This window comes from Planctobacterium sp. AWM4_229, from assembly GCF_056160305.1.
The window spans coordinates 1-13,163 of the sequence record NZ_JBSWWX010000003.1 but is presented as its reverse complement, the minus strand read 5'-3'; the positions used below and the strand labels follow the sequence as shown (position 1 = coordinate 13,163).

The following is a 13,163-nucleotide window of genomic DNA, read 5'->3' as shown; positions in this document are numbered from 1 at the left end:
TGACAGCAAATGGAGGAATGATATTGAAAGAGAATTACAAAAATAATTTTTCTTCTAAATTATAACTTGAATGTATATATATCTGTACAAGTAGAAAATATCAGGAATCTTCTGGCTTAAACGACAGCGAAACCGAATTCAAACAGTACCTTTTACCTGTTGGTGCCGGACCATCCGGGAACACATGCCCTAAGTGAGCATCACAATGGTTACAGACAATCTCAATGCGCTGCATCCCATGACTTAAGTCTTCGTGATAACCAACATTGCCCTCTTTGGCCTCTTCATAGAACGATGGCCAACCGCATCCAGCATCAAATTTATGATCTGACAGAAACAACAAATTCCCACAACACTTGCAAAGGTACTCACCTTTATCGTTGACACTCAAAAGTTCCCCTGTAAAAGGTCTCTCTGTACCTTTTTCACGACAAACCCGGTACTCCTCGGGAGTAAGCTTTTCTCGCCATTGTTGTTCTGTCAGTTTCATAATTCAAAACCTAACGCTTAATTTTTATTTGGGGCTGTCCAGGCATACTCCATTCCGTATGAAATTTCTTGCCTGGGACACTGTCGACGCGCTCATAGGTATGAGCACCGAAATAATCTCTTTGACCTTGCAATAAGTTGGCAGGCAACGTCTCTCGTCGATAAGAATCAAAATAATTTAAAGCAGAAGACATGGCTGCACAAGGGATGCCCATCAAGGTTGCCTCAGCGATGGTTTTACGCCAGCTACCTTGCAGGTTGGTCAATTGCTCGGCAAAAAACGGGTCTAACAACAGGTTTGCCAGTTCATCATCACGTTCGTAAGCATTAGTAATAGACTGCAAAAAGACCGCGCGAATGATGCAACCCGCTCGCCAAATTTTAGCTATCTCAGCAAAATCCAATTTCCAACCGTGCTCTTTAGCAGCCATTGCCATCAGTTGGAACCCCTGTGCATAAGAACAAATTTTGGAGCAATACAGCGCATCTCTCAGTGCATCAATGGCTTCCAGCTTGTCCGATTCTGCGACGGTCACAGTCTGTGGCCCGGAAAGAATTTTTGACGCCGCCACACGCTCGGCTTTAAGGCTTGAAAGGCTTCTGGCAAATACTGCTTGAGCGATGGTTTGTGTAGGTGCACCTACTTGTAATGCGCTTACTGCCGTCCAAAGGCCTGTACCCTTTTGCCCGGCCTTGTCCATGATCAAATCTACAAGAGGCATTTGAGTGTCATCATCTACTTTAGAAAGCACTTCCGCGCTGATCTCAATCAGATAACTATTGAGTATGCCGTCATTCCATTGGCGAAAGGTATCTGCAATCTCGGCGGTGCTCATCCCAAGACCGGTACGCATTAGATCATAGGCTTCGCAAATTAATTGCATATCGGCATATTCAATGCCGTTGTGTACCATTTTCACATAGTGGCCTGCGCCAATTGGGCCAATGTAGGTAGCACAGGACTCGCCGCCTTTGACCGGCTTGCCTGGTATATTGGATTCGATGGGCTTACCTGTGTTTGGATCAACTTTAGCGGCAATCGCGGTAAACACAGGCTCAATTCGGGTCCAGGCGTAGGGATCACCTGAAGGCATCAAGGACGGGCCAAACCGGGCCCCCACCTCACCGCCAGAAACTGCGGTGGAGAAAAAGATAAATTTACCTTTGTACTTTTGCTCTCTGGCAACCGAATCTGTCCACAGACTGTTACCTGTATCGATGACGATATCATCCGCCTCGATACCAGCATCAATTAAATGATGGCAAACATGGTCAACCGGTTCGCCAGCGGGCACTGACAAAATAATAAGATGAGGTGCGGTCAGCTTTTGTAATAACTCAGTATAGGAATAACAACCAACAATGCGAGATTCACCATCCGGATTTTCTTGCTTATCTGTAGCGATAAGGTCGTCAATTTTGCTGCTGTCTAAATCAAAACAAGCGATTTTAAAACCGTGATCAGCGAGATTCAGTGTCAGGTTTTTCCCCATGACACCCAAGCCAATAAACCCAATATTACAAAGCGAATCAGACATATTCTGAACATTCCTAATAATTAGATGCACCCGATGATGAACGTGTTCTTAAAAAGGTGCTATTGAAAGAGGCGGTGTATGGCGTTGCATTATAACCATTACTAGCTGCATTTGCAGCCAGTGGTTGACATAAAGTGCTGTAAAGTTTCAGTGGCAGGTACGTGACACAACCGGTTGGAGCTATTTTCTTCGCTTGCGGAAAACACTGATGCTCTTATCAGACTGCAAAAATTGTCCGGTAACCGAAATTTCCGGCATATCCTTGAGTTTACTGTAGCGCGTATCCAGTTGCAGTCGCCAGCCGGTATTTGTGGGAATTTCTGGCAGACAATAGCTGACATCATGATCACTGGCATTGAACAACAACAACCAATGCTCATCTGACTGATCGTCCCCCAATAACTCAACAGCAAAAGCCTGATTGTCGGCATCGTGCCAATCATCTTCCACTTTACGTCGGCCATCAGGTCGATACCAACCAACACTGATCACATTATGGCGGTTGCAATAGCTATCATCTTCCAGATTGAGGTTACGCAATAACACGCTATTTGAACGCAATGCCACCACGTGTTGACAAAAGGCCAGGAAATCTTTTTTACGCTCGTTTAATTTCCAGTTATACCAGCTAATCTCATTGTCCTGACAATAAGCGTTGTTATTGCCCTGCTGCGTGCGGCTCAGTTCATCACCACCTAGCAAGTGCGGAATGCCCTGAGACAACAGTAGCGTGGCAAACATATTGCGCTTTTGTCGTTCTCGTAACTCCACAACGGCTGGTTTTCGGGTTTCCCCCTCTACGCCATAATTTTCAGAAACATTATGGCCGTGACCATCGCGATTCTGTTCGCCATTTGCCTCATTGTGTTTTTCGCGATAAGTCACTAAATCGTGCAACGTAAAGCCATCGTGGTAGGAGACAAAGTTCACCGAAGAGTGAATTGAGCGATGGCCCTTTTTGAAGATATCGCGAGAGCCCAACAATCGCGTAGCGAATTCACTGGTTAAGCCTTTATCACCACGCCAGAACGCTCTGACGTTGTCGCGATATTTGTCATTGCACTCTTGCCAGTTACTGGGAAAGTGACCGAGCCTGTAACCACCGTGTCCAATATCCCATGGCTCAGCAATCAGCTTAACATGCTGTAACAAGGGGTCCTGGCGCAAAGCCCGGAAGAAACCGGATGAAGCAGAAAACTCATGGGGATCTCGTCCAAGACTTGCCGCTAAATCAAAACGAAAGCCATCAACTCCCATTTCAGCCACCCAATAACGCAAGGAGTCCATGACCAAACGCATCGCATAAGGGTGAGAAACATCAACACTATTACCGCATCCTGAATTATTGCTGTATTGACTAAAATCCACTGCCCCGTGTTCGTTAATATCAAACAGATAAAAGGCTGAATTATCGATGCCTTTAAACGACAGTGTTGGCCCTCCCTCACCACTTTCGGCGGTATGGTTGTAGACCACATCCAGGATGACTTCGATGCCCGCCTGATGGAAGGTTTTAACCATGGTTTTAAATTCTGAGACAGGATCGTCAATGGCATATCTTGCATCAGGTGCAAAATAGTTAATGGTGTTATAGCCCCAATAATTAGTGAGTCCTTTTTCTGTGATAAAAGGTTCGGGCATTGAGGTCATAACCGGTAAAAACTGCACGGCTGTTATGCCGAGTTCTTTCAGGTGCTTTATCACAGGGCGACTACATGCGCCCAGATAAGTGCCACGCAAATCTTTAGGTACACCAGGATGTAGCTGAGTTAAGCCTTTAACATGAGTTTCATATAATACTACGTCTGCCAGTTGATGACCGGGTTTAGCATCTCCTTGCCAATCAAAATCATCCTCGATAACCACGCACTTAGGCATCATTGCCTGGCTGTCGCCTTGATATTGTTGTTTATTCCAGAACAAAGGGCGGTTTAATCGTCTGGCATAGGGATCTATTAGCAACTTATCTGGGTTGAAGCACAAACCTAACTTGGGCTGCTCTTCACCGTGAAGTCGATATCCGTAAAGCTGCCCTTCTTTGATGCCCGGCACAAAACCATGCCATACCTTACCGGATTTTTTAGGCAGTGCAATCTCGGCTACCAGAACTTCATCAGCATCGAATAAACACAAGTGCACTGCCTGTGCTTCAGGTGCGTGCAAGGCGAAGTTACAACCTCCAGCTTTAAGTGTCGCCCCCATGGGCAGAGGACAACCCTCTTCAACTCGCCATTCAATTACCGACATCAGGAGGATTTAAACCTGACATACAAGGTTGCCAGCGGCGGTAATGACAAGGATATAGAAAATTCTCTATCGTTGTGTGGTTGCGCTTCGGATTTGACCTTTTTGACACAGTCAAAACCGCTACCCCAGTAGCTTTCATCGTCAGAAGATAACAGTAGTTCATACTCTCCTGCGTCCAACACTCCCAGCCTGAAATGCTCTCTGGGAATCGGCGTGAAATTACTTACAACATAAACTTTTTCTTTGCCTTCTTTTGACTTTCTGACGAAAGATAAAATGCTCTGTTCAGAATTGTGATGGTCTATCCACTCAAAGCCTTCATGATGACAATCTTGCTCGTGTAAGGCAGGTTCGTCTTTGTAGAGGTGATTTAGATCCCGATACAGGCTCTGAATACCTTTGTGCTTATCGTAATCGAGTAAGTGCCAATTAATGGAAGAGTCGTGATTCCATTCAGCAGATTGAGCTATTTCGTTGCCCATAAAATTGAGCTTCTTACCCGGATGCGCATACATAAAAGCAGCATAAAGGCGCAGATTCGCAGCCTGTTGCCATTCATCACCGGGCATTTTTCTCAATAACGAACCTTTGCCATGCACTACCTCATCATGAGAAATGGGTAAGACAAAGTTTTCATCAAAGGCGTAAACCATACTGAAAGTGATTTCATTGTGATGGTAGCGGCGATAGGCAGGATCTTTAGCAATATAATGTAAGGTGTCGTGCATCCAGCCCATGTTCCACTTAAAACCAAAGCCTAAACCACCGTCATAGATAGGTCGTGATACTTTGGGGAAGGAAGTAGACTCTTCAGCAATTGTGATGGCATGAGGATGCTTTTGATACACTTCACGGTTCATCCATTGCAACAAGCTGATGGCTTCATAATTTTTATTGCCACCATCCACATTCGGTATCCACTCACCATCATTTCTCGAATAATCGAGATACAACATGGACGCGACCGCATCAACGCGTAAGCCATCGATATGAAACTTATCTACCCAGTACAAGGCATTTGCCACCAGGAATTGACGCACCGTATCCTTACCAAAATCATAGATGCAAGAATTCCAATCCGGATGCCAGCCTTTGCGTGGATCTTCGTATTCGTATACATGGGTACCATCAAATCTGGCCAGGCCATGACCGTCTTCCGGAAAGTGCGCAGGCACCCAATCGATAATAATGGCAATATCATTTTGGTGACATTGATCCACGAAATACTTAAAATCATCCGGATCGCCAAAGCGACTGGTGGGTGCGAACATACCAACGGGTTGATACCCCCAGGAACCATCAAACGGATGCTCATGCACAGGCAACACTTCCAAATGGGTATAACCCATCTCTTTGACATAAGGGATCAGCTTTTCTGAAAGCTCCTTGTAAGATAGATAAGTCAGCTGGCCATTTTCATCGGTGTTCTTGCGCCAGGATCCTAAATGCACTTCGTAAACACTCATGGGCTTTTCGTATACATTGCCCATGTCGCGCTTCATCCAGGCATCATCTTGCCATTGATAGGCATCGTGATCATAAACAACGGATGCATGAGAAGGATATTGTTCAGCCTGAAAGCCAACCGGGTCAGCTTTATGTGGCAAATCATTGCCATGACTGTCTTTGACCTGGAACTTATACTTAACACCCGCATCAACTCCCGGTACAAACAAGACCCAGTAGCCCATGCTGGTGCGTTGCATTGGGTGTGAAGAGCCATTCCACCAGTTAAAATCCCCGACTAAGGCGACGGATGAGGCGTTAGGCGCATAAACGGCAAATCGAGTACCTGAAACCGGTTTATCTAATCCCACATCCAATTCAATAACTTGCGCACCCAACTGGTTGTAGACGTTCTCCGGTTGATGATCAACGAAGTGCACTGCGTGGTAAGCTTGTTCCTGAAATTGGTAAGGGTCTATCTGCGAATAATCCCCTTCAGCAGTTGTAATTTCCAGCGAGTAAACCAATGCTTCAGCACTTTCTAACTCAGCTTTGAATAATCCCTTAGTACCTTCCGCTTTCATTTTACCTAAGGATTTTCCAGTGCGTAGATCAGTCACACTGACGGCACTGGCACCAGGCTTCCAAACGGTCAAAGTTTGCCCTTTATCGTCTTCCTTTAAACCGAGAACCTCAAAAGGAGAACCGCAGTTGGCTATTTCAAGTTTTTGTACTGATTGCATTCATCTACCCGCTTTGCTCATTGTGGATATTTATTGGCCTCTTCGCCAAGCCGCATCTCTAATTATTGTCAGATGCTTTTTTCCTGGTTTCTGTTAACCCTAAGGCTAGACTATTTAATACCGGATCAGAAAATATCTGCTCGAGATTTCTGGTTAATTTCCGTTTCCAGTTTGGATACTCTTTAAAAGTGCCCGGAATGTTCACCGGCTTGTCCATCTCCAGCCAGTCTTCTAATTGCAGGCTCAGCAATGCGCTGCTGCCTTTGGCCATGTGGTATTGCATGCCGTGGTTAAGTTCTTTCACCATGGCTACCTGTTCTACGTGACGTCCCATCCAATCGGGAATGGAGAAATGACCATGTAACGTATCTAATATTTGCTGTTTGTTATCGTGACGACTGGTATACAATTCCTGTAATACTTCTTCACTGGGATACAAGCCTAGCTCTTTGCCCTTTTCCAGATCCAGACAATGCCAGAATCCAGTCAAAGTGGGCATGTCATGCGTAGTCAAGGTAGACATAGATTGTACAGGATAGTGGTGCGGCGAATAAAAGCCACCATCTTTCGCCTGTTCAAAGAAGAATACACGGTAAGAATGTACACCGTTTTCCGCTAGTTTAATGCGGATTTCATCAGGCACCGTGCCCAAATCTTCACCAATTACCAGGTTTTCATTGCGGCAACTTTCTAGCGCCAAAATCCCCAATAAATCATCAACCGGATAATATACATACCCACCCGCTTTGGCATTTTCACCTTTAGGCACCCACCACAAGCGCAATAGCGCCATAACGTGATCGATACGCAAGGCACCAGCAGACTTCATGTTAGAGCTAAACAAATCGATAATTGGCTGATATTTTTGTTGGTATAGCGTTTCAGGATCCATTGGTGGCAAGCCCCAATTTTGTCCTAAAGGCCCTAGCACATCAGGTGGTGCCCCAACACTTGCATCAGTAACGTATAGATCTCGGTTACCCCAGATTTCAGCGCTGCCCTCACTAACCCCAACAGCCAGGTCACGGTAAATACCAATACTCATTCCAGCCTGCACAGCGGCAGATTGCGCCGCATCTAATTGCAGTGCCGCTTGCCATTGCAAAAACATGTAGAATTTAACGTTTTTGTTGTTGGCTTTTTTAAACTTCTCTACGCCTGGTTTGTGGAACTCACTCAATTCAGAGGGAAATACTGGCCAGCCCCAAGATGCCTTGCCTTCATTAGCCAGTTTCTCCTGGATGGCATCATAAGTGGCGAGCATTGCAAGGCTCTCTCCACCTTCTTCAATAAAAGCTTTGAACACTTTATTGAGCTTGGTGTTTTTACTTAACGACTTTTGCCACTGCACTTCAAAAATGGCTTTGAGCACTTTGAGTTTCAGCTGCACTACGGCTTCATAATCCACATAATCAATGTTGCGCACATGCTGCAGGGCCGATTGGAATTCAGGCGCAGTAACAATTTCCTGTACCGATGGGTCCTGATACCCATCCAACTTGCTAACGTCAATGTAGATAAAATTCAACCAGCGACGAGAAGACGGACCATAGGGACTGCAGGCCTCAGGATCAGCAGGATATAAAGCATGGATAGGATTTAAGCCAACGAACTGTGCTCCTTGACGCCCGCTTTGTTCAATTAAATAGGTTAAGTCAGAGAAGTCCCCAACGCCCCAGTTAGTTTCACTGCGCACACAATAAAGCTGAACACTTAAGCCCCAGACTTTTTCGTTATTGGCGATATTTTGTGGTTTAAAGCAAGCTTTTGGGGCGATGATTTGACGCATGTCTGCAATTTTATCGCCATCATCACCTAACAACAGCACATCGTGATAACCCAGAGGTAACTGGTGTTTTACGTCGATAATGTATTCCTGAAACTCCACGTCATCGATGTGCACAACATTAATTAACTCACCATCAGCTGGAACAACGCTTTGTTTAAGCTGTGAGCCATCTTCCAGGGTGAATTGCAGCGTGTAGTCATCGTTAACCAATTCAATAGGCAAGCGCAGCGCGATCACCAACGGCTCACCGATACGGTTTACCTGCACAGGATTCAAGGGTTGCATCCAGTTATTGGCGACAAAATCCTTTAACTCAGATTGCAGCGCTTGCTCGTCACTCACTGAGTACCCCAGGGTCTCAAGTAATTTTGCCTTACTGACATCGCTGACGGTGGCAGGTTTACCCCACGCATCTACATAATTGGTTTCGATTCCGCGAATTTCGACTAATTTTTCAAGCACTGATGAGCTCATGCTGGTCTAGCTTCCTATTTTGAAGTGACAGATGAATGATGTGTTTATCAAAACTCTAAAGGCAACCATCCTATTATCCAGACACCTGCACTTAAAACACACCAAATCTTAGTTCATTAAAGATTTACATTTTAGCAACATCTCATTGGGTTCCGAAATAGCCCCGATAGCCGATGCAAACGTATTCAAAGCAGGTTTTTTGCTTTACCGATAACCCTATTTTGTCATTTAACTGTACTAAAATAAATGAATCGTCATTATTTTGCACCCAAGAAATTCGTAATTAAACAACATTTATTGAAATTATTTTGCTATATTGTCGGTATTACGACATAATTTCTGTAATTTATTTTCATTTTAGACAGGATCGCGAGGAAAACTGATGGCAATTAACATAGGTATTAATGGTTTTGGCCGAATCGGAAGATTTGTATTCAGAGCGGCATGTGAAAGAGACGATATCGAAGTAGTTGGTATAAACGACCTGCTCGACGCCGAGTACATGGCATATATGTTGAAGTACGATTCAACCCATGGCCGTTTTAAAGGTTCAGTTGAAGTAGTAGAAGGCAACCTTGTTGTCAATGGCAAAACCGTCAGGGTGACAGCAGAGCGCGATCCGGCAAACCTCGCTTGGGGTGATATTTCCGCCGACGTCGTTGTTGAGTCTACTGGCTTGTTCTTAACGGATGAAACAGCACGTGCGCACATCAAAGCAGGTGCAAAGAAAGTGGTTCTGTCAGCTCCTTCTAAAGATGCCACGCCAATGTTCGTTATGGGTGTTAACCACAACGAATACGCAGGTCAAGATATTGTTTCCAATGCTTCATGCACCACTAACTGTTTGGCACCGCTTGCTAAAGTTATCAATGACAAATTCGGTATTGTTGATGGCCTGATGACTACAGTTCACGCTGCAACTGCGACACAAAAAACCGTTGACGGTCCTTCCATGAAAGACTGGCGCGGTGGTCGTGGTGCTTATCAAAACATCATCCCTTCTTCTACGGGAGCAGCCAAAGCGGTGGGCAAAGTTATTCCGGCGCTGAATGGTAAACTGACGGGTATGGCATTCCGCGTGCCTACTGCCGATGTTTCTGTGGTTGATTTAACGGTTAACCTGGCAAAAGCAGCCAGCTATGATGAAATTTGTGCTGCCGTAAAAGAAGCTTCTGAAGGTGAGCTGGCTGGTATCTTAGGTTACACTGAAGATGCCGTTGTTTCTCAAGATTTCGTTGGTGATGTTCGTACATCAATTTTTGATGCCAAAGCCGGCATTGCACTAACAGATACCTTTGTTAAGTTAGTTTCCTGGTACGATAATGAAATCGGCTATTCTAACAAAGTGTTAGACCTGGCTGCTCATATCGCCAAATAAGAAGACTCCGCTGAGGCACATATCAGCAACAACAGATTGAAAAGGCGACGATGGTCGCCTTTTTTTATTCATTCGTAGATAGTTTATAGTTAACAGTTTATGCAAAACACATCCAAACACTGTCAGATCACTCATCTGTCAAACAACGTTATTGTGCGTATCGATAATCCATGGGCCACCGCATCTATTTCGGTATTTGGCGCCCATGTATATTCCTTTGTTCCTAAACAGGATACACGTGAGCGCCTCTGGATGAGCCCGATGGCAAGCCTCGAAGGTGATACCGCCATTCGGGGAGGCACCCCCATCTGTTGGCCGTGGTTTTCAAACCAGTTTCCATCACAAGAACAAGGCTTACCAGCTCATGGTTATGCCAGAAGTACACTGTGGAACCTGGAGGAGATCTCAGACAACCAAAACAATGAAACTGAACTGCTGTTTAATATGGAGTGTGATGGCTTGCCGGGGTTTCCCTTCAAAGCGCAATTGTCCTTTAAGGTCATCGTTGGACAACAACTGACCATGTCGTTGACTACAAGTAATATTGATAACAAATCTTTCGATATCAGCGCGGCATTGCACACCTATTTTAAAATCGAAAATCTGGATAACACCCAATTAACTGGTATTTCCGGGGCATACCGAGATAAGACACGCAATTTTGATCGCTTTGAAGCGCCGGCTGTTTATGTGTTTGAGGGTGAAACCGATAGAATCCATGAAACCCGAGCTGGTGAAGTGACCATTGTAGAACCCGATGCTGAGACCTTGATTAAAACAGACGGTCACGACAGTTTGGTAGTGTGGAATCCCGGCGCGCAGCTCGTTAGCTCGATTGCAAACATTCCAGATGCCGAGTTCAAACAATTTGTTTGCGTAGAAGCGGCAATCACTACCCCCCTGAGCATTGCCCCCGGCAACAGCCACACCCTTACTCAGTTGGTTTTTTGACCAGCTGAGGTAACAGCCCTCCTCTTACTCAGTTGTTTTTTTAACCAACTGAGGCAATTTCTGCCTCTTTGCCACTGACACCCTCATAAAAAAACGGCAATCCTTCACCGTCAAAAAATTGAAAATCCAAATTCACATTTGCTCAGGCGGTAATTTTTACGACCACCAACAACTCCTACAACTAAAGTCTAACGCCTACTTTTTATTGTTAATATTCAACAACTTAAAACACCCGCCCTGCTCAAAACAAAAACTTTCAAAAGTAAATTCACATTTTGGCATAGCGCATGCTTAGTAAATCTCGAACGCTTTATAACCTGCCAAACTTATCGCGAGATAAGGACGGAAATCCACGGGTCTCTCAGTTTTCAGGAGAACGAGCAAGAGACAGCCGGGCTGCAATAACAACCTTTTGGGGAATACAACAATGAAAAAATTCATCAAAACCATTGCTTTACTTTCAGTGACTGCAGCTTTTCACGCAAACGCTAGCGCAGCGATTTCGGTTGATGACACTAACGAAACGTCATTTGAGATCAGCGGCACTATCCTGCCAGAGTGTAAGGTTAACAACACGACTGTTTCAGGCGCTACTTCTTTGAACCTGGCATCAACTGAAGCACAAAATGTTGCTTCCGTTGAAATCTGGTGTAACACCGGACAAAGCACAGCTAACACCACTTATGAATCACTTAATGGTGGTGTATTAAAGAACGATACTCACACAGGTGAAGATATCGCCTACTTACTAGACATCTCTGATACGCAAACCGGCGTTGACCTGTCCACTGCTCAAACAATTACCCAAGGCGCTGGTTCAGACACGGAAGGGCTTTCAATCGCTCGTACCGTATCTATCAGACCTCAGGTAACGGGCTTTGAATACGAAGGTAGCTACTCAGATACTATCAGTATCACGGTTTCTTACGAATAAGTTTGAATGACAAAGATTTTGACCAATCTTTGTCATTTCATCAGCGACTATTTGCAACCAGTGGTTGCTGATGAAATGACAATTTTTAACCTGGAAAACAAAGAGGAAAAAGCAAGACAGAAGAAAAGTTGGAAAAAATGTAAATTAGTGGCTTGAGAACCCAGATTTTTGCCGATATAGTCTTTGAGTGTGAAGGTTTTAGGTGATTAAACATATGTTAATTCACCTGTCAGCATCTGTGTGGAGCATTGCTCCGACACGGACATAATTCAGAGATAACGAGTATGAAATATGCAAGTGGAAGCGCATTAGTTGCTATTGTTACCATTGCCGCCCTGCAAGCGAACGCCAAAATATCATTAGAAGATACAGCACAAACGTCTTTTGATATTGGTGGAGAAATCGCAGCGGAGTGTAAGGTATCCAATGCAACATCTGATAATGCAACCTCACTTGACCTGAGCAACGCCTCGGCACAAACTGCCGGAACTTTGTCTGTATGGTGTAATACCGGGCAAAGCGTCGCTGACACCACCTACTCATCAGCAAATAACGGTTTTTTAATTGATGAGTCTGGAAATCAGATAGCCTACAACATTAATGTTGGCGATCAGGCGAACAGTTTGTCTCTAAGCTCACCGCAAACAGTACAGCAAGCTAATGGCACTGGTACTGGCGGAGACAGCGAAGCTACCGATGTCGCAATTATTCCACAGGTGAACGGCTTTGAAAGTAGTGGCTCATACAGCGACACTATTTCTGTAACCGTCACCTACAATTAGAGTAAGTCACGCTCTTTTATACTTTTCTACCTCTCTTATCTTTTCCCTGTTTGTTTTGAGCTGGTTAACCAGTATCAATAAATCAACAGAGGAAAACAGTTAACGATAAAAGTTGTGATTCATTAATTACCGTGTCACTACAATTTAAATGATGGTGCCCCTGAGTGTCAGGATTCTGGCTGCCAATTTTATGACGGTGGATAAAATGATGATGCCGCGTCAAAAAAATGCGCAGAAAAAAGCGTCATATTTTTGATGCTCGACTTGAACATCATCTTATCTACGGTCGAATTTGTGACTGACAATTGAATTAATGAAAAAAGCTTCATTTTTTATGAAGAAAGGGGAACCCCATAAACGGTTGTTTTTAAAGGGCATTTCTATTTGATCGA

Annotated in this window: 9 protein-coding genes and 1 riboswitch; of the genes, 4 read left to right on the top strand and 5 right to left on the bottom strand. The window is 44.6% G+C overall.

Annotation, left to right across the window (positions count from 1 at the left end; translation table 11 throughout):
• Window positions 1–100 precede the first annotated feature (100 nt).
• The 5 genes from msrB to malQ form a co-directional block, all read right to left on the bottom strand.
• A complete protein-coding gene (msrB, locus tag ACXAGP_RS06330) occupies window positions 101–490 on the bottom strand; it encodes a peptide-methionine (R)-S-oxide reductase MsrB (protein WP_475260268.1) in 390 nt (129 codons plus the stop codon).
• Between the two features lie 10 nt (window positions 491–500).
• Window positions 501–2,027 carry an NADP-dependent phosphogluconate dehydrogenase gene (gndA, locus tag ACXAGP_RS06325; RefSeq protein ID WP_475260267.1) on the bottom strand — a complete coding sequence of 509 codons (1,527 nt, stop codon included), beginning with the start codon at window positions 2,025–2,027 and terminating at the stop codon, window positions 501–503.
• 180 nt (window positions 2,028–2,207) lie between these two features.
• Entirely contained in the window at window positions 2,208–4,274 is a 2,067-nt protein-coding gene (glgX, locus tag ACXAGP_RS06320) for a glycogen debranching protein GlgX (protein ID WP_475260266.1), read from the bottom strand.
• The gene (gene glgB / locus ACXAGP_RS06315; protein WP_475260264.1) at window positions 4,274–6,463 is read right to left on the bottom strand and encodes a 1,4-alpha-glucan branching protein GlgB; all 2,190 of its coding nucleotides are present in this window, start codon (window positions 6,461–6,463) and stop codon (window positions 4,274–4,276) included. The genes glgX and glgB overlap by 1 nt, the downstream gene beginning before the upstream one ends.
• 58 nt (window positions 6,464–6,521) lie before the next feature.
• The gene (gene malQ / locus ACXAGP_RS06310; RefSeq protein WP_475260263.1) at window positions 6,522–8,726 is read right to left on the bottom strand and encodes a 4-alpha-glucanotransferase; all 2,205 of its coding nucleotides are present in this window, start codon (window positions 8,724–8,726) and stop codon (window positions 6,522–6,524) included.
• Between the two features lie 382 nt (window positions 8,727–9,108).
• On the opposite strand from malQ, the gene gap reads away from it, so the two are divergent.
• The 4 genes from gap to ACXAGP_RS06290 all read left to right on the top strand — a co-directional run bounded on the left by gap (window position 9,109) and on the right by ACXAGP_RS06290 (window position 12,771).
• Entirely contained in the window at window positions 9,109–10,104 is a 996-nt protein-coding gene (gene gap, locus ACXAGP_RS06305; RefSeq protein WP_475260262.1) for a type I glyceraldehyde-3-phosphate dehydrogenase, read from the top strand.
• 99 nt (window positions 10,105–10,203) lie between these two features.
• Complete coding sequence (locus ACXAGP_RS06300; protein WP_475260260.1) at window positions 10,204–11,055, top strand: D-hexose-6-phosphate mutarotase; 852 nt, start codon at window positions 10,204–10,206, stop codon at window positions 11,053–11,055.
• Window positions 11,056–11,364: 309 nt separating this feature from the next.
• Window positions 11,365–11,459, top strand: a riboswitch (cyclic di-GMP riboswitch).
• A 23-nt stretch (window positions 11,460–11,482) separates the two neighbouring features.
• Window positions 11,483–11,989, top strand: a complete 507-nt coding sequence (locus ACXAGP_RS06295) for a hypothetical protein (RefSeq protein WP_475260258.1) — start codon at window positions 11,483–11,485, stop codon at window positions 11,987–11,989.
• A gap of 284 nt (window positions 11,990–12,273) precedes the next feature.
• Window positions 12,274–12,771 (top strand): spore coat protein U domain-containing protein, encoded by a 498-nt coding sequence (locus ACXAGP_RS06290; RefSeq protein ID WP_475260257.1) that lies wholly within the window; start codon window positions 12,274–12,276, stop codon window positions 12,769–12,771.
• Window positions 12,772–13,163: the final 392 nt, after the last annotated feature.

Coding starts and splice junctions, on each gene's coding strand:
- msrB (WP_475260268.1), bottom strand. CDS start 490: ATGAAACTGACAGAACAACAATGGCGAGAAAAGCTTACTCCCGAGGAG.
- gndA (WP_475260267.1), bottom strand. CDS start 2,027: ATGTCTGATTCGCTTTGTAATATTGGGTTTATTGGCTTGGGTGTCATG.
- glgX (WP_475260266.1), bottom strand. CDS start 4,274: ATGTCGGTAATTGAATGGCGAGTTGAAGAGGGTTGTCCTCTGCCCATG.
- glgB (WP_475260264.1), bottom strand. CDS start 6,463: ATGCAATCAGTACAAAAACTTGAAATAGCCAACTGCGGTTCTCCTTTT.
- malQ (WP_475260263.1), bottom strand. CDS start 8,726: ATGAGCTCATCAGTGCTTGAAAAATTAGTCGAAATTCGCGGAATCGAA.
- gap (WP_475260262.1), top strand. CDS start 9,109: ATGGCAATTAACATAGGTATTAATGGTTTTGGCCGAATCGGAAGATTT.
- ACXAGP_RS06300 (WP_475260260.1), top strand. CDS start 10,204: ATGCAAAACACATCCAAACACTGTCAGATCACTCATCTGTCAAACAAC.
- ACXAGP_RS06295 (WP_475260258.1), top strand. CDS start 11,483: ATGAAAAAATTCATCAAAACCATTGCTTTACTTTCAGTGACTGCAGCT.
- ACXAGP_RS06290 (WP_475260257.1), top strand. CDS start 12,274: ATGAAATATGCAAGTGGAAGCGCATTAGTTGCTATTGTTACCATTGCC.